Consider the following 16,932-nt stretch of genomic DNA (forward strand, 5'->3'; position numbering starts at 1 on the left):
ACCCGGATGGTCTCCCGGCCGACGTGCGGAACGAGTTTGCGCTTGATCACTTCTTCGGTCAGCAACCGCACCGTCCAACGTGCTCGCCCCTCTGGAGGAGGTGGCTGGCCCAATTTCAATATGCTCCAGAATTTCCGCTCGGCCGAAACCCATATCCACTATTACGCATTTGACATTCTCATCCATAAGAACAAGGACCTGACTCAGCTTCCGCTGTCGAAGCGTCGCGAAATCCTCCTTTCCGTCGTCAAGCAAAGCGACCACGTGGAGCACTCGGCGGTCTCCAACAGGCCAGCCAAAGAGATGCTTGCCTTTGTACGCGAACATGGGTTGGAAGGCGTCATCGCGAAGCGCGCAGACAGCGTCTACGAGCCAGGCAAACGCAGCGGTCTCTGGAGTAAGCACCGGATCAATCTCGGCCAGGAATTCGTCATAGGCGGTTACATCCCCAGCAACCTTGGTCTCGACTCAATCGTCATAGGCTTCTACCGCGGCAAGGAGCTTCACTATGCTGCCCGCGTACGAGCTGGCTTCGTCCCGGCCACTCGCCGGCAGGTCTTCAACCAGATCAAACACCTCGAAACGAAGAAGTGCCCCTTCGTGAATCTGCCGGAGAAGGAAGCCGGGCGATGGGGCCAGGGGCTAACTGCCGAGAAGATGAAGGAATGCCTCTGGCTGCTATGCCGCATTCGGCATAGCAGCCACAATGTCGAATGTCGGACTATGCCGCATAGGTTGTTGCGAGTGTTGTCATTACTGCGTTCAGCGTCATTTTGTTCGGCATAATCAGACTGAGTATGCGTCAACGGAATCGTACCCACTTGCTCGCGTCAGTAAACGCTAGGCGACTCACCGTTATCTATTGAATTCCGATCAGCTTTTCTCCGCCATAGTTTTCGACCATCGCTCGCGTCGCTGGTCTTCCGTTGTCACTTCGACGCGCGTTGCGATTGTCCACATGTGCCCAGCGGGGTCCTGAATCCAGCCCATTCGGTCGCCCCAGAAGTGGGTCTCAACCGGAACCACAAGCTTGCCACCGCGCTTTAAGGCGCGCTCTACCGTGGCATCCACATCCTCGACGTACAGGTAAATCACGACGGGAGAGCTGCCGTCAGTGTTCGGAGCTCGGCTTGGTAATGTAGGCCACTCAGCTTCCAGCATGAGCATGGCATGTCCGAATTTCAGCATCGCATGTGCTGCTCGCCCATCTGGCCCAGGTCGGCGGAGGGCCTCCACCGCGCCCAGTGCTTCGCAGCAAAATTCGATCTGTGCCTCCACGTCGCGACAGACCAGCCTCGGAATGACCGCTGAGGCCCCCTCGGGAACACCCTTGTATTGTTCTGCCATAATGCACTCCCGGGCGCCCAGTTTAATCCCAACGCCCATCGTCTGTCTTGTAGAAATCGGGAGCCGTAGCGAGTGTCCCTCAGTCAGGTCGCACTCTGGAGGAAATGACTTGGTACAGACATTCTTCAAGCGTTCGTGCACGATAGATCGTCTACGACAGGGACCTTTGGCAGGGCACATCGATCTGCTCGCTGCCCGGCTGGCAACCCACGGCTATTCTCGGGTCCACAGCCGGATTCAGCTTCGGCTGGTCGGGCATTTCAATCGTTGGCTTGAGCAGAAGCGCCTCACCGCAGAACAACTCGACGAGGACGTAATCGAGCGTTATCGGCGCTACCTGAAGCGCCGGAAGCGGGTTCGTTCTGAAGATGTATGCACATTGGTCCGGCTACTCGATCTACTGCGGGAGCAAGGCGTAACGCCCCGCCGCAACGTCGAGGCGACACCGACCGCACGGGAGATATTGCTTGAGAAGTACCGGCGATATCTGCGCGAGGAACGCGGCCTTTCCGACGCCTCACTCCGCAACATGCTGATGTTCGTCGATCGTTTTCTTGTGGAGAAGTATCCGCGAGAGCATCTCGATTTTGCAGCACTAGCGGTTGGCGACATCACAACCTTCGTTCGACGGCAGGCGACTGATCTGAGTTCGGTACAGGCCAAACACCTGGTAACAGCACTCCGCAGCTTTTTCCGATATCTGCGGCATTGCGGCGAGATCGATACCGACCTCGCCGGCTGTGTCCCTCGTGTTCCGGATTATTCGTTCTCCGCAGTTCCGAAATTTCTGCCAGCTGGCAGCATTGAGAAAATCCTACGGTGCACCGACCGGAGCACTCCGCGCGGACGGCGTGATTACGCCATTCTGATGCTGCTCGCCAGATTTGGACTCCGCACTTCCGAAGTCGTCCGCTTGGATCTTGAAGATTTCGATTGGGAACTCGGCCAAATCACAGTTCGGGGTAAGGGCGGAAGGTGGTCCAAACTGCCGTTGCCGCCCGATGTTGGGCAATCCCTTGCCGCCTATTTGCAGCACGACCGCCCGCGCTGCTCAACTCGCCGCTTATTCGTCACCCAACGCGCCCCGATTACGGGCCTGTCCACCGGGGGCGCAATTGTCAAGACGGTAACCCGTGCCCTGACCAGGGCTGGCATCGTCTCTGAGCGGAAAGGCGGTTACCTGTTCCGCCATACGTTGGCGACCGAGATGCTCGGCCGGGGAGCATCTTTGCGTGAAATCGGTGAAGTGTTGCGTCACCGGAAGGCAGATACAACACGGATCTACGCCAAGGTAGACTTTCCTGCGTTGCGAAACCTCGCTCAGCCGTGGCCAGGAGGTACCCGATGAGAAATCTGCGAAAAAATCTGCGGGAATACATCGACCTTCGCCGGGCCCTTGGATATAAACTGCGCAAACACGAGCCGCGGCTGAGCGAGTTCATCACATTTCTCGAAGCGAGGCGCACCGACCATATCACCACCAAACTAGCCATCGCCTGGGCAACGGAGTCTTCGAAAGGCTACAAACACAGTTGCTTTGAAAGGCTGAGCTTCATTCGATCCTTTGCCACATACGTGAGCTCGGTGGATGCTCGAACGGAAATTCCGCCAACAGGCACGATGCGGCGGTCGGACATCGCTCTCCGGCCCTATATCTATACGCGGGAAGAGATCGGCCGGCTCATGGCAGCGGCACGCAACCTGTTTTCACCGCGCAAACTCCGCTGTCACACGTACTACCATCTGATAGGATTACTCGCCACGACCGGCATGCGCAGCGGCGAAGCGGTTCGACTCGCAAACAGCGACGTGAACTTGGCCGAGGGACTGATAACGATCCGTGAAAGCAAGTTCGGCAAGTCGCGCGTTGTCCCGCTTCATTCCACGACGGTAAAATCACTGGCCGCGTATAAGGCTCGTAGGGATGCATTTCTCAATAAAGTCGAGGCGCCTAGGTTCTTTATCAGCGAGAGTCGCGGGCCAATCAGCAGTCCCCATGAAAGCTTCCGCGAGATCCGTCGGGCGGCGGGACTGGAGAAAACCCGCAATGGAATTCCTCCCAGGATGCATGATCTACGTCACACGTTCGCTGTCCAGATGCTACTCGCCTGGTACCGCAACGGTGCAGATGTCGAGCGTAATCTGCCGATTCTTTCAACTTTCCTCGGGCACAGCCACATTGCAAACACCTACTGGTACCTAACGTCCACGCCAGAGTTGCTGGGCGCCGCTTGTGAGCGGCTCGAAACACGATGGGGGAGTTCACAATGAGTTCGGCGAATTTCGCGGCATTGCTTGAGACATTCTTCACAGACAGGCTGATTGCTCAACGGCGAGTCAGTCCTCACACAGTGGCATCGTATCGGGACACATTCCGCCTGCTGCTGCAATTTGCTCAGAAGGAGTTGGGGAAGTCGCCATCCAAACTCGCAATGACCGATCTGAATACGACACTCATTGGCGCGTTCCTTGACAACCTAGAGAAAACTCGAGCCAATGGCTCGCGCAGCCGAAATCTTCGGCTCACCGCGATCAGGTCCTTCTTTCGCTATACGGCGATGGAGTGCCCAGAGCACTCGGCTGGAATCCAGCGCGTACTCGCGATCCCACCAAAACGGCAATCCAGCCGATTGGTGGATTTCCTGACGAGACCTGAGATTGAGGCTCTCGTGGCCGCACCGGATCAAACGACTTGGCTTGGTAGACGAGATCGCGGCTTGTTGCTGTTCGCCATTCAGACAGGGCTTCGGGTGTCGGAACTCATCGGACTCCGACAGGGTGACATCTACTTGGGTCGCGGTGCCCACGTCCGTTGCGAAGGTAAGGGGCGAAAGCAGCGCTGCACTCCGCTTACTCGGACGACGGTACAGGCTCTCAGGGCATGGGTGCGCGAACAGGGGAGAAACGAAACCAAATTCCTTTTCCCCAGCACTCTCGGTGGGCAATTGAGCCATGACAGCGTTCAATACTTGGTTGCAAAGTACGCCACATCTGCGGCGATATCCTGCCCGACGCTGCGAAAGAAGCGGGTGAGCCCTCACGTGTTGCGGCACACCACCGCGATGGAACTATTGCAGGCGGGTGTGGATCGCTCGGTGATCGCCCTCTGGCTGGGACATGAGTCAGTTGAAACGACGCAAATCTATCTTGACGCGAATCTTGCGTTGAAGGAAGACGCCCTTAAGAAGACGTCGCCTTTGAACGCCAGAGTCGGACGGTTCAAGCCAGACGATCAGTTGCTGTCATTTCTGCGAGACCTTTAAAGGAACGGACTATGCCGCGAAAAATCAGGACCACCCGCTGCAGATTCCCATGAAACTGCCTCCGAAATCGTTTGCCCACAATGGATGCGGCATAGTCCGGCATTCGACATTGTGGCTGAAGCCGGAGGCGGTGGCTCAGATCGATTTTCTTGAGTGGACCGGAGGCGATCACCTCAGGCATACCAAGTTCGTGGCGCTGCGCGAAGATAAAGACCCGAAGAAAGTCGTTCGGGAGACCTGACTCCAAAGGAATTAATCTTCCACAGCGATATTCGCCTTTTATTCTCCTATAGTATCTCCTGTGGGCGGTGAACGGGGATCAACGGCGAGGATGCGCATTGCAGGGCAAATCTGCTGCAACTGCAAAGTGTTCCTTCCCGCTCCGCATACCGGCCGCGAAACCTACTGTGCCAAGTGTTCTCCGAAGCGGAAGGTCTATATGCATTTCATGTTGGGAGAAAGCTGGCACTGTCAGTTTTTGGAGCAGGATCTAAAGACGTCTGCGGGCAAGCCGCTGACACTGGCAGCACCGGAGAAGATAATCGAACTCGCACGTCGCGGCGGCGCAGAGATGAAGTTGGAAGACGTGCAGGCAATTGAATACGGGATTCAGATGGGACGAGGTAGTGTGTGGTTGAACCTGACCGACGATCAATACCGAAAGCTGAAAAAGATAAGATGAACGACGTGGCCATCGACAAACAGGCGTTCCTCTCGCTCTGGAAACTCGACGAACTTCCCGCCTGCGATGAAGGCATGGAACTCGCGCGCCGCTTTCTGTTACGTGCCGGTGAGTCGATAAACTCGACCAGAGCGAAGTGATTGCCACGCGTAACGCCCTGATACGCGCGCACAAGGAACTTACGGCTCATCGGTCAGAATGTCCGAAGTGCAACGAAGTCGACGCGCCTGTCCATCAACTGATGTGAGGAACTGAAATGGACGAACTGGAAACAGCAATCATCACCAAGACCGGTCATGGCTTTGAGGTGACAGATAATTATGGCGACATCATTGGCAGCTTCAAGGACTGGAGCCAGGTAGCGGACATGTTCCGGAAACGCGATTTTTCCGAGGAGTACATCGCCAAGCGCAGAGCTGATCTTGACCGGAATGCCACCGTCAGGATCGACGAGACCAACGAATAATGTGCGGCCGCTACGGAAGACGCTCCGACAAGCAGAAGATCGCCGAGGCCTTTCACGCGAAAGCCAGCCTCGATGATATCGACTTCATGCCCAATGACGACATCACGCCTGGAACCATGCAGCCCGTCGTCTTCTCGAACGACGAAGGAGAGCGTGACATCGAGCTGATGTATTGGGGCTTCACCTTCCCTAAACGACTCACGTTCACTACACGCTCTGATGGCATTCTTAACACTGGTCTTTGGAAGAGTTCTTTTGAGAATCGTCGCTGCATTGTTCCGGCAGACCGCTTCTTCGAGTGGAAGCGCCTCCATAAGAAGAACAATCCGAAATATGAAATCTCCGTTCCTGGCCGTGAGCCCTTCGCACTCGCAGGTATCTGGAGCATCTGGAAGAACAAAGACGGCGATTCCCTGCCCACGGTCTCAGTCATCACTTCAGAGCCCAACGAGGCGATGGCAGAAGTTCACGACAGGCAGCCTGTCATTCTTGAGCCGAGGGACTACACGGAGTGGCTATCGCCTTCTGATAGACCGCCCGTGCATTTGCTTCGCATACTACCCGCAGATGAGATGAAGATAGAGCTGTTGGAAGCGCACAACATGCAGCTTCCGGTTAGTAGCGCTTAGATTGGGACCGGGGCTGGTCTTTGCTCTTGCTTCTAAATACCTCTTCTCGCCTGCCTTGAGGTGCGGATCAGGAATCGAGGTTGCCGAAAACCCCGCTTTTCACCCCGGTACACCCTCGCTCCGACTGGGGTTTACCTGCATAGACTCCCGTCGACAGGGTGTCCAGGGCTGCTGCTGAATAATCTCACTGGTCGAATCGCTTTTTCTGAGACGATGAGGGAATGGCTCTGCTTTTGTGAGGTTGGGCTTTGCTGAGGACTCGATAAATGAATTCCACAGGTAAGAAGGTTGTTGGACCAATTGCTGTCATAGCCGTTCTGGTCGCCATCATTGTCGCATGGCACTTCGCTCATCGGCCGAAGAACCCGCTCGTTACCACGAATCGCAATGGAGATCAGCCATCTACGCAGAATGTGGGCGACTTCGATCAATTTCAGCAGGACCTGGCTAATCGGGTGCTAAAGCAATTTGGTGGCGGCAGCGACTTCAGCGTTATCGTGGCGACAACCGCGTATCCGTTGGGCACCTTGCTCCGCGCGACCGGTTCGGTCCCTGCGGATCTGGAGGATTGCGTTCCCGCACCTCTTCCTAAGCCCTTCGCGGCGCAGCATCTGTTTCCTTCCTATACGATGTCTAGCGATACCGCTCTCGCGGCAAACCTTGGATCCGGCGCACTTCAGGGACTCGATAGCGCGGGCGTGAACCTCAAGCAGTCGCAAAACATCCAATACACGATCGCGGACGCGCAGATTCAGATCATGGACGACAAGTCCGTGGAACACGTCACCGCCCAGGGCGATTGCGGGAAGTTCATCTCCAGCCACCCCGGGATGCGACTGATCCGCGGCACCGTGCTCGGAAAGATGACCTTCACTGTGAAGGTAGATAATCCCGCTGCAGTGAAAGCCCAGCTGGCAAAGATCGGCGGATTCAGCTTCAATGACAATCCAGGTTCGTCGACGCTGAGTATCGCTGACAACGAGAGCCAGCCAATCGTACTGCTGCTTTCAGAATTCGGAACTAGCCAGAATGCCTCTGTGTCTCCCACGACACCGAAACCCGTCGAAGCTGCTGTTCCCAACCGTTCTCCAGCGTCTGTCGATGTCAGAGCACATATGTATGTTCAGGAGGATGCAACGGACACTCCCGAAGCCGGTACGAAGGTCGTACAACTGCTTCGCAAAGGATGGCCCACAGCGAACGTAGAGTCTCAGGTACAGAAGATTCCGACCCAGAAGATGCCAGATGTAGCTCAGGTTAGATATTTCAATGCCTCGGATGAGGTGTTTGCGAATCGATGCGTTGAGATATTGAAGCAGGCGTATCCGAACGCCCGCGCCGTTAGGATCGGCTTGCCCTCCCCGAAGGGCCAACTCGAAGTCTGGCTGCCGAGGAAACGTTAGTCCGACTCTGCATCCTGCTCTAGTGCATGAACCACATCAGGCTGGCCTACCAACAGCAACGCCTAGCTCCTCTAGTGATTTCAAGTTACCGATAAACCGGGTTCTCGGAGAAGCGAAGCAGAACTCACCGCATCTGCCGTCAAGCCGACTTCCATGCTCAATTCGGCCATGCTCACGTGTAAATGTTGCAGCATTTTTCCGCGGCCATCGGTGCGGTTTCCTAGCGATCGCAGTATCGGCGTAGATGCCGAAAGGAAGGTCTCGTGTGAGGTTATCCAGTTACATGGGACTGAGGGAGGCGATGACTCATTGGTGCCGATGACCCCGTCCGGCTCTGTACGCACTTTGAGTTCATACGTGGCCTCCTAGAAGGCTGCATCCTCCAGCTTTCATATATTCTGGGACTGCCATGCAGATTTGCTCCTTTCTCCCATCAGCCACGGAGATCCTCTATGCTCTCGGAATGGGCGAAAGCGTCTCCGGCGTGACCTTCGAGTGCGACTATCCTCCGGAGGCAAGGCAGAAGGCCATCATTGTGGATACATTGATCCATGGTGACCTTACGCCGCAAGAAATCGACGAGGCTGTCAGAAGGCAGGTAGCCGCAGGCGGGAGTCTTTATTTCGTGGATCTGCCAAAATTGAAGGCGATCCACCCGGACGTAGTTGTCACCCAGGATCTTTGTCACGTCTGCGCGATCAGCGAGTCCGATTTGGCAAAGGCTATAAGCGAACTGCCTTCCCGGCCGCATGTAATTTCCTTAACGCCCCACACTCTTGAGCAGGTCCTTCAGAGTGTCGAGACCGTTGGCGGGGCAATCGGCCGCCAATCCGAAGCGAGAGATCTTATCGACGGACTCCGACGGCGAATCGAACGCGTCAGGAGCAACGTCAGGCAGGTAAAGCCGCCACGGGTACTTTGCCTCGAATGGCTCTCACCTCTCTTCCAGGGAGGCCATTGGATACCTGAAATGGTGGCAATTGCCGGCGGGGATGCTCTACTGGCGACTCCAGGGGAGAGGAGCACCAATATCTCATGGGAACAGGTCCTGGAGTCCGATCCTGAGGTGGTGGTTGTCATGCCGTGCGGCTTCCATCTCGAAGAGGCGATCGCACAGTATAGGAACGGCTGCTTCCCGAAGGATTGGATGAACGTATCAGCCGTTAGGCACCGGCGAGTGTATGCAGTGGACGGTACAGCTTACTTTTCAAGACCAGGGCCACGGCTGGTCACTGGATTGGAGATACTGCAGGCCATCCTGCGAGACGGAAGTTTCGCTGAACTGCCATCGGAAAGCGTCGCGAAGATAATCTGAGGAGGCGCAAGCCCTATATCTTGGGGACCATGTGGAAATCACGGCAGCAGCGAACCTCAACTGGTTTGTGGGCGAACCTAAGGTTGAACGAGCCATCGCCTACTGCCAGTTTGCGAGCGACGGCGACGATGGCCCGATTGCGGGACTGCTTGCCTCCGCGCGTGGCCAGGTGCAGACCCCACTGTCGTAAGCTCGAATCTCTCCCCTGCGGACCGAGCACATGGTTGGCACACTCGACCAGCAGAGTACGTAAGTAGATGTTCCCAGCGAAAACCCTGCACTTAACGCCCGTTCAGTACTGCATTTGCAGTTCGAATCAGCCCGAGCGAAGCGCCACTTCCTCTTCTTGAGAATAGAGCGCTCACAGAGCCAATCGAATGACCTCACGTTCTTCGCTGAGCGCTGGTCTGAATGCGCCAGTTAAACGACTGGCGCCCATCACATTCCCGAACAATGGCCGACTCATCGTTCCCAATCCGCCCAGCTTCGTCAACGCGGCTGAACTGGTTGTCGATGGCGGCATGACCCAGGTCTGAAAAGCAGTCGGGGCCGCGTCACGATTAGGGGTGCGGCCTCCTCTCCCGTTCGACTGTATAACATTCTCGATTCTCCCAGAGAGATAGGAGCTCCCCTCAATTCCGGGGATCAAGAACGAGATACGCCGATCGCGACGGCGATCCTCGAATATTGGCCTGACCGCTCTTTATTGGCGAATTGGAAAGCGTATTCAGCCGGAAGTGCTTCGAACTGTTGCTAGTCTCTGGCGCTACAGGAGTATTCGATAGTCGATCAAACAGTCGCCAGCAATTCTCGGAACGCTCGCGCCGCCACGGTCTCGTAAGCGCCTTTTCGACTGAGCAGAGCTGCAGTGCGGTTTGGAAGCGCCGGCTTCAGCGAGATACGGCGAAGCCCCACATGCTCATGGGCAATTGGATCCGGAAGAATCGTGGCGAGTTGGCCCCGGCGAATGATCTCGACGATCGCGCCGATTGAATTCGCCTCGATCGAGACATGCGGATCGATCCCCTGCGCTTGGAAAAACAGATCGAGATACTGCCGGGTTGCAAAATCGTTAGTCAGAAGTGCGAGCGACCGCGTCTGCAGGTCCTTGAGGGGAAGAGTCGCGTTTTGATTGGCAAGCGGATGCGAGGTGCCGACCATTAAACTCAGCCTCTCGACAAAAAGCGGTTTGGCATCGATATCCGGCGAACGCACCTCGGAGAATGCGATTCCAAGATCCAGACTATCTTCCCCAAGCGAAGACTCCATCTTGTCTTGGGTCATCTCTCGAATTTTCAATACGATACCGGGATAGCGGGTGCTAAAGCGCTCCATCAGGGGACCAATGAGATAGGTGGTGAAAGTCGGCGTCATTGCAATCCGAAGCGAACCACGGCTCAGGTTGTGGACATCATGGATTGCACGCCGCCCCGCTTCGAGTTCACGCAAAGCATTGCGGGCATATTGCAGATAGACCTCTCCCACATCGGTGGGGCGTACGGTCCGTCCGGAGCGATCCAGCAGTTGCACCTGCAACACCTCCTCGAGCTGCATGATCTGCAACGACAAAGTAGGTTGCGACACATGCAAGGCTTCAGCAGCGCGCGTGAAGTTATGGTGTTCAACCACCGAAAGTAGGTAACGAAGGTGTCGCAGGAGCATGGCATTCAGCTATAGCCAATAGCAATCGACTTCATTATGAACAAGTCTTGGACATTATAGATCAGCAGAACCATCCTTACTGCATGCAGTACGGACGAGGAGGTCCACCATGCGAGATATCATTGACGGATTTCTGAACTTTCGTCCCGATGCTTTCCCGAAACGATCTGCGCTGTTCAAAAGCCTAGCCGACGAGTTTCGGGAATGGATTCCGTATTTCCGGGTCATGGTAATTCTCTTTTTTTTGAACTGCGTCGCTTTCACATCCTCCCGAGCACAACATGCCCCCAACTCCCCCGAAACGCCATGGCAACCAGCCCACGATATTTTTTCCAGTGGCCCGATTCCTCTCTATCGCCATGAAGCTCTTCTAAACGAGAAAAACCTCTATACGCTGGGTCAGCTCATCGATATAGCCGAATCGAATAACCCATCGACACATGCCGCATGGGAACGAGCTCGAGTAGCAGCTGCATCTGTCGGCATCGCAAAAAGTGAACTCTATCCGACCGTATTGGCGGCAGCTGGAGGAAGAACGTTCAAGAACCCTCCTCTTCTATATCAATCGTTTGTACTTCAGGACATCGGCACCTTCGAAACTGCTCTGACTCTCAACTACACCCTAGTGGATTTTGGTGCGCGCAGAGATGAAATCTCGCTAACTCAAGCTCGTCTGCTTGCAGCGAATCTGAACTTCAACAATGAACACCTAATCCTGATCCAGCAAGTCAGTTCGGCATACTACAACCTTCTCAACGCAACGGGCTTGAGAGAAGCGGCAGAAGTGAATGTGCATGATGCCCAGGCAATTGAAGATGCAGCGAGCGAGCGAAAAGCGAATGGTCTAGCCACGCTCCCAGACGTACTGGAGGCGCGGGCCGCGGCCGCGAAGGCGGACTACGATCTGCAAAGTGCACTGGGTGCCGAGCGAACTGCGTACGGTGACTTGGCAACCACTATGACTGCTTCTCCAACCAGGTCTTTCAAGGTCCAGGAACTGGAAGACATTCATATCCCAGAGGCATTGGATCAAAGTGTTGAGGATGCAATCGAGAGCGCATACAAGACCCGGCCGGACCTTCTAGCCGACATTGAGCGGGTCCGAGCAGCAGACGCAGAGGTCAAGTACGCACGGTCCGCCTATTTCCCAAAACTTGAGTTTGATGGGTCGAAGGGATGGCTTCGCGCATGGGGACAGCAAGAACAATTCGGCGGAACCTACGCAAAGACATCCACGTACGATGCACGCCTAAGCCTCACCTGGACCCTCTTCGATGGCTTTAAACGTGAGAGTCGATTAGCGCGAGTCAAGGCTGAACGCGCGGCGGCAGAACATGAAGTTAGAGAACGAGAAGACCAGATAGCAGACCATGTCTGGAGCGACTATGCCAATGCGGTTACGGCACTACACGAGCGTAAGGCGGCGGCATCGCTTCTGACTGCTTCGACGGAGTCCTACTCCGCAGCTGTCGAGTCCTACAGGGACGGGGTTCGAAATATTCTTGATGTCCTCTCTGCGGAAAGAGAACTTGCCCGTGCGCGAGCTGTAGACGTCACCGCTCGTACTCAGGTGCTCCAAGCTTTTATGAACCTTGCATTCAGAACTGGCGATCTGATGACGCAACACCCGAAAGGAAACAATCCATGAGACTAGACCGACAGATAATCGCAGCTGCGGGACTTTCAAGTTTAGTTCTTGTCCTAAGTGGATGTTCCTTCTCCCCATCGATAAATATCATGGGATCGTATTTCCCATCATGGATCGTTTGTTGCGTGGCAGGTATCGGCGTAACGGCCTCGGTCCATGCGCTCTTCACGCGCTGGAAGATCCTCGATGAGCTCTGGCCCTTGCCGTTGCTTTATCTCGCTCTAACCTGCTTTGTCAGCTGCAGCCTGTGGCTGATCTTCCTTTGAAAGTGAGGTTTGCGTGGAGCACAATAAACAATCATCGAAGTACAGTAGACGCGGGCACCTGATTAGCGTGTTCATTGTTCTCGGAGCAGCTTTGACGGGGATGCTGGTCATACATGCGGTAACAAGGTACCCACGCACCGACGATGCGGAAGTCGTTGCCAACCTCATCGGCATAGCACCTCTTGTAGCGGGTCCTGTAGTCGAACTTCCCGTTCATGACAACGACTTTGTTCACAAAGGGAGCCTTCTCTATAAGATCGACGATCGCCCCTACCTGTTCGCACTACAGGACGCGTTAGCAGCGCAGGCGCGCCTTGAGGGCGATATCGAAAATGAAACCCGTCGCATCTCTGCACAGGAGAGCAGTGTCGACGTAGCGAGTGCCGGTAGACAAAATGCCGTCGCGAACGAAACCAGGGCTGACGATGAAATCAAGGTGAGCGAGGCTGCTGTTGCCCAGGCGAACGCGGCACTAACACAAGCTCACGCCGATGCCGACTATGCGGTGGGAAATCTGCATCGGATCGAACCCCTCCTGGCAAAAGAATTCGTTACTCCGGATGATATGCAGCGTGCCCGATCGCTGGCGGATGCCAAGACTGCTGCCGTAGAACAGGCTCAGTCGAACCTTAGCCTTGCTAAAGCCAAACTGCTTTCTGCAACGGCACAGAAGCAGCAGGCCGTTGCACAGCTGTCGCAAACAGAGGCCCAAGTGCAGGAATCCTCTCAAGCTGTGCTGGTACTGTCCCCTTTGATTGCGCAACGGGAGAGCAGAGCGGCTGCCGTTCGCCTTGCGCGCTACAACTATGAGCAATGCAGTGTCGTGGCGCCGTTCGACGCTCGTGTCACAAATCTGACCATATCCGAAGGAGAGTATGCCAAGATCGGCCAGCAGCTCTTTACGCTGATCGACACCCGGACGTGGTGGGTCCTGGCGAACTTTCGTGAAACACAGATTCAACGGCTCCAGGTTGGAACACCGGCAGATATCTATCTCATGGCAAACCTAGGGCAAAAAATGCACGGTACCGTCGAAAGCGCCGGGTATGGCGTAACCCCCGATCCGGATGTTGTCGGCAAGCTCTCCCAAGGCCTTCCCGATGTTCAGAGGACGCTTAATTGGGTGCGCCTCGCATCGCGTTATCCAGTCCGAATTAAGATCGTTGACCCTCCCCCAGGAGGCCTAAGAGTTGGCGAAGTTGCACTCGTCGGGGTGCGAGGACACGATCATGAGTGATATCGTCAATCTCCAAGGCAATAAAAAGTCTCAAGATGCTGCATCACTCTCGAGATCTGGTTCTCTTTGGACATTACTTCAAGCAGAGCTCTCCACTTATCCGGGACGTCCGCTTCTTGCATTTCGAATCATCTTGTCGTGCACTTTGACGATGTTCCTCATTATGGTATTTAGGATACCGGGAGCCGCTCTCGGGGCGTATTACCCTCTACTTGTCTCCAGGGATAATCTGCATTCGACGAGACGCTCCGCACTCTGGATCGCAGCTACATGTCTATCTGGCACAGGTGAAGTGGTATTTGGTGGGATGTTGTTCGCTGGTTCTCCATTTCTGCATCTCCTTTGGGTTTGCGGGAGCATCGTCGCTGTCTTCTATCTCATTAGTTGTCTAAAGGTCTACGAGGCTGCGGTTGCTTTAGGTCTCATGATTACGAACGCAATCACTGTATGGGATCAGCCGGTATCAGCCGATCAGAGGATTCGACAGACCCTCTTCACTTTGCTCGCGATTCTTATGGGCTGTGCAGTGACAATATTGGTCGAGTATCTACTTGCTCACACTCACCCTCCGGACACTCTCCTCGAGAGGGTCGAACAGCGTCTGGTTTTGGTCGGCAGGATACTGCGAGGGTACGTCAATCGTGGTTCAGATCCGGACTGGGTAGAGGCTCAATACGCGGTAAAACGCCATTCGGAAAGAGGGACTGGGACGCTCCGAGAACTGATCGAACAAGGTGGATATACATTTGAGGAACGCCAGCGGCTATCCACTGTGGTAGCGCTGTCAGGTAGGTTGGTTGACCTTGTTGCCACGCTAACCGAGATGGGTCCCTCTCTGTCGGTGCAAGATCAGGAACTCTTTTCTGCTATTGGGAAGAATGTAATGCTTATTCGAGATCGCCTTTCGCATCGGGAGACCTCGGAGTGGGTCGACATCGACGATATGCACGTGGTCGGCGTTCCAATTCTCATTGAGATCGAGCGCACGGTTGCTCTCCTCGCCCAAAGTTTGTCGCAGCCGATCTGGGACGGCATCGATACGGCAGTTGCTCCTGATCTGGCGAACGGTCAAGGGTCGCGTATCTTCATAGCAGACACTTTTAGCAGCAAGGAGAACGTGAAGTTCGCTATTCGTGGGGGCATTAGTGCGATAGCATGCTACTTCTTCTATATGAGTGTTGGTTGGACCGGTCTCAGTTCATCGATCGCCACATGCATCTTGACAGCTCTTCCAACTACGGGCGCGGCCAGGCATAAGCAATTAATGCGGTTCGCGGGAGTTGTTCTAGGAGCGTGCGCGCTTGGCTTCACAGTACAGACAATCATTCTGCCACAGATTGACTCCATTCTTAGCCACACGCTTCTGTTTTCCTTCGTTATCTTCCTGGGTGCCTGGGTCGCGACGTCCGGGCCACGCATCGCGTTCTGTGGTGCACAGATTGTTCTCGCGTATGAATTGGTAAACCTCAATCGCTTTTCAATCAATCCATCGCTGGTTCCCGCCCGGGACACCGTTTTGGGAATCGTTCTAGGAATTGCGGCGATGTGGCTCATATTTGACCATCTCTGGGCCAAGGCTTCGACAGAATCCTTGCGAAGCCTGCTTGGCCGTACTGTCCGGGGCATCGCGGATCTCGACATTGGGCTTGAGGAACACGCGGGTGTTGCGTATGAAAGGATCCTCGAAGGGAAAACGGACGCGGTTATGCGCAAATTCGAGAGGCTACGATCACTGGTCGACGTCTCTATCTTCGAAGCATTTCCGAAGGCGCTGCCCGATGAAATCCTACTTCAGCACACGCGGGACTACTTGCCACAGCTTCGCGCCGCGCTTCTCCTCAAAGCCGGCTTGATCCATCACCGGCTTGTGTCTGGGAATCAATGTCAAAGAGAAGTTGTAATAGAAGTTCAAAAACGTTGTTCGGAACTTCTGCACATTGCTGCAGCGCAGGTCGATGCTGAATCGCCCGACCTTCGCGTCCCGCAAAGCAATGCTGATCGAGAGATCCATACGAGATTGCAGTCAGATACAGAATTAGTCCGCAAAGGAGCCCTCGAATACGACATAACTGAACTACGTCTTTGCTCATCGCTGTTTAGCGTCGTGCATCACGTGACCACAGCTAATCCATAGCAACTCAGCGTGCCACCGGTAATGGACCGGCACTCTTCAGGGAAGACTGGACACCTCAGGAGCAAAGTTGGAAACCTGATCTTCCTAGTAGGGGTCACTACACTAAACGTCAAAAAAAATCGCACGCTAAGGAAATTAGATCACTCGTTCGAGGCTGCAAAGGGTCGTCGACTTTTCACTGGATCGAGGCATCGTACCTTCCTTTTCGTTATACAACCCGCAGGAGTTGACACGGGACAGCAAAATCCGTCAGTGGTCGATCCCACCCATGGATAGTTAAAACATTCGCAGTTCACACAGATCTACAGGAGCATGAAAATGACGACACAGCCAGCATCGAAGTTGGTCCCGCCTTTTACGCGCGAGACGGCAATCCAGAAAGTACGCAGAGCCGAGGATGGCTGGAACTCTCGCAACCCCCAGCAAGTTTCCCTCGCCTATACGCCTGATAGCAAATGGCGTAATCGAGCAGAATTCGTTACTGGGCGAGAGGAAATTGTGCGGTTCCTCATGCGCAAATGGCAGAGGGAGTTTGAGTATCGTCTCATCAAAGAGCTTTGGGCTTTTGACGATAACCGCATTGCTGTGCGATTTGCCTACGAGTACCACGACGATTCCGGTCAATGGTATCGAGCCTACGGCAATGAGAACTGGGAGTTTGACCCCGAAGGCATCATGCATCATCGGTATGCCAGCATCAATGATGTGCGGATCGCCGAATCGGATCGGCTCTTCCACTGGCCTCAGAGTCGTCGTCCAGATGACCATCCGGGACTGAGCGACCTCGGTCTGTAGGTTTGTGCTCATACCGTAAGGCGTCACACCTGATCCCGACGTTGTTGGCAAGTTGCGCGGCGCTTGCTCAACGACAGCGGAAGAA

20 protein-coding genes are annotated in these 16,932 nt (G+C 54.9%); 18 read left to right on the forward strand and 2 right to left on the reverse strand.

Features of this window, described 5'->3' with window-relative positions; genetic code table 11:
- Positions 1-120 precede the first annotated feature (120 nt).
- A complete protein-coding gene (locus tag Q363_RS34990) occupies positions 121-786 on the forward strand; it encodes an ATP-dependent DNA ligase (RefSeq protein WP_051979783.1) in 666 nt (221 codons plus the stop codon).
- A gap of 87 nt (positions 787-873) precedes the next feature.
- On the opposite strand, the gene Q363_RS34995 is transcribed toward Q363_RS34990, so the two are convergent.
- Positions 874-1,347, reverse strand: a complete 474-nt coding sequence (locus Q363_RS34995) for a VOC family protein (RefSeq protein WP_035359849.1) — start codon at positions 1,345-1,347, stop codon at positions 874-876.
- Between the two features lie 109 nt (positions 1,348-1,456).
- Here Q363_RS34995 and Q363_RS35000 point away from each other — a divergent pair, with 109 nt between their 5' ends.
- From Q363_RS35000 to Q363_RS41865, 12 genes are all read left to right on the forward strand, one after another.
- Positions 1,457-2,695 carry a site-specific integrase gene (locus Q363_RS35000; protein ID WP_064742787.1) on the forward strand — a complete coding sequence of 413 codons (1,239 nt, stop codon included), beginning with the start codon at positions 1,457-1,459 and terminating at the stop codon, positions 2,693-2,695.
- Positions 2,692-3,618 carry a tyrosine-type recombinase/integrase gene (locus tag Q363_RS35005; protein ID WP_035359788.1) on the forward strand — a complete coding sequence of 309 codons (927 nt, stop codon included), beginning with the start codon at positions 2,692-2,694 and terminating at the stop codon, positions 3,616-3,618. Before Q363_RS35000 ends, Q363_RS35005 begins: the two co-directional genes overlap by 4 nt.
- The gene (locus tag Q363_RS35010; protein ID WP_035359851.1) at positions 3,615-4,610 is read left to right on the forward strand and encodes a tyrosine-type recombinase/integrase; all 996 of its coding nucleotides are present in this window, start codon (positions 3,615-3,617) and stop codon (positions 4,608-4,610) included. The genes Q363_RS35005 and Q363_RS35010 overlap by 4 nt, the downstream gene beginning before the upstream one ends.
- The gene (locus Q363_RS35015) at positions 4,579-4,851 is read left to right on the forward strand and encodes an ATP dependent DNA ligase (RefSeq protein ID WP_281176137.1); all 273 of its coding nucleotides are present in this window, start codon (positions 4,579-4,581) and stop codon (positions 4,849-4,851) included. Before Q363_RS35010 ends, Q363_RS35015 begins: the two co-directional genes overlap by 32 nt.
- 198 nt (positions 4,852-5,049) lie before the next feature.
- Positions 5,050-5,292 carry a hypothetical protein gene (locus tag Q363_RS45220; RefSeq protein ID WP_035359792.1) on the forward strand — a complete coding sequence of 81 codons (243 nt, stop codon included), beginning with the start codon at positions 5,050-5,052 and terminating at the stop codon, positions 5,290-5,292.
- Positions 5,289-5,432 (forward strand): hypothetical protein, encoded by a 144-nt coding sequence (locus Q363_RS41855; protein WP_157468280.1) that lies wholly within the window; start codon positions 5,289-5,291, stop codon positions 5,430-5,432. The genes Q363_RS45220 and Q363_RS41855 overlap by 4 nt, the downstream gene beginning before the upstream one ends.
- Before the next feature lie 116 nt (positions 5,433-5,548).
- Positions 5,549-5,758 (forward strand): hypothetical protein, encoded by a 210-nt coding sequence (locus Q363_RS35025; RefSeq protein WP_035359794.1) that lies wholly within the window; start codon positions 5,549-5,551, stop codon positions 5,756-5,758.
- On the forward strand, positions 5,758-6,387 hold the full coding sequence (locus Q363_RS35030; protein WP_035359796.1) for an SOS response-associated peptidase: 630 nt from the start codon (positions 5,758-5,760) through the stop codon (positions 6,385-6,387). Before Q363_RS35025 ends, Q363_RS35030 begins: the two co-directional genes overlap by 1 nt.
- 266 nt (positions 6,388-6,653) lie before the next feature.
- A complete protein-coding gene (locus Q363_RS35035) occupies positions 6,654-7,790 on the forward strand; it encodes a hypothetical protein (protein WP_035359797.1) in 1,137 nt (378 codons plus the stop codon).
- Positions 7,791-8,199: 409 nt separating this feature from the next.
- Positions 8,200-9,105, forward strand: coding sequence for a cobalamin-binding protein (locus tag Q363_RS35040; protein WP_035359799.1), 906 nt, complete (start codon positions 8,200-8,202; stop codon positions 9,103-9,105).
- Between the two features lie 31 nt (positions 9,106-9,136).
- Entirely contained in the window at positions 9,137-9,295 is a 159-nt protein-coding gene (locus Q363_RS41860) for a hypothetical protein (RefSeq protein ID WP_157468284.1), read from the forward strand.
- Positions 9,296-9,482: 187 nt separating this feature from the next.
- The gene (locus Q363_RS41865; protein ID WP_157468287.1) at positions 9,483-9,641 is read left to right on the forward strand and encodes a hypothetical protein; all 159 of its coding nucleotides are present in this window, start codon (positions 9,483-9,485) and stop codon (positions 9,639-9,641) included.
- 253 nt (positions 9,642-9,894) lie between these two features.
- On the opposite strand, the gene cynR is transcribed toward Q363_RS41865, so the two are convergent.
- Positions 9,895-10,767 (reverse strand): transcriptional regulator CynR, encoded by an 873-nt coding sequence (gene cynR / locus Q363_RS35045; RefSeq protein ID WP_035359800.1) that lies wholly within the window; start codon positions 10,765-10,767, stop codon positions 9,895-9,897.
- A 109-nt stretch (positions 10,768-10,876) separates the two neighbouring features.
- On the opposite strand from cynR, the gene Q363_RS35050 reads away from it, so the two are divergent.
- The 5 genes from Q363_RS35050 (at position 10,877) to Q363_RS35065 (ending at position 16,847) form a co-directional block, all read left to right on the forward strand.
- Positions 10,877-12,415 (forward strand): TolC family protein, encoded by a 1,539-nt coding sequence (locus Q363_RS35050; RefSeq protein WP_051979786.1) that lies wholly within the window; start codon positions 10,877-10,879, stop codon positions 12,413-12,415.
- Entirely contained in the window at positions 12,412-12,681 is a 270-nt protein-coding gene (locus Q363_RS47420; protein WP_084081065.1) for a YtcA family lipoprotein, read from the forward strand. The genes Q363_RS35050 and Q363_RS47420 overlap by 4 nt, the downstream gene beginning before the upstream one ends.
- Positions 12,682-12,781: 100 nt before the next feature.
- On the forward strand, positions 12,782-13,918 hold the full coding sequence (locus Q363_RS35055; RefSeq protein ID WP_084081066.1) for an efflux RND transporter periplasmic adaptor subunit: 1,137 nt from the start codon (positions 12,782-12,784) through the stop codon (positions 13,916-13,918).
- Positions 13,911-16,052: an FUSC family protein gene (locus Q363_RS35060; protein ID WP_157468290.1), complete on the forward strand. Its 2,142-nt coding sequence runs from the start codon at positions 13,911-13,913 to the stop codon at positions 16,050-16,052. Before Q363_RS35055 ends, Q363_RS35060 begins: the two co-directional genes overlap by 8 nt.
- Positions 16,053-16,370: 318 nt before the next feature.
- A complete protein-coding gene (locus tag Q363_RS35065) occupies positions 16,371-16,847 on the forward strand; it encodes a nuclear transport factor 2 family protein (protein WP_035359806.1) in 477 nt (158 codons plus the stop codon).
- The last annotated feature ends 85 nt before the right edge of the window (positions 16,848-16,932 follow it).

The sequence above is a fragment of the Edaphobacter aggregans DSM 19364 genome, from assembly GCF_000745965.1.
Taxonomy (GTDB): Bacteria; Acidobacteriota; Terriglobia; order Terriglobales; family Acidobacteriaceae; genus Edaphobacter; species Edaphobacter aggregans.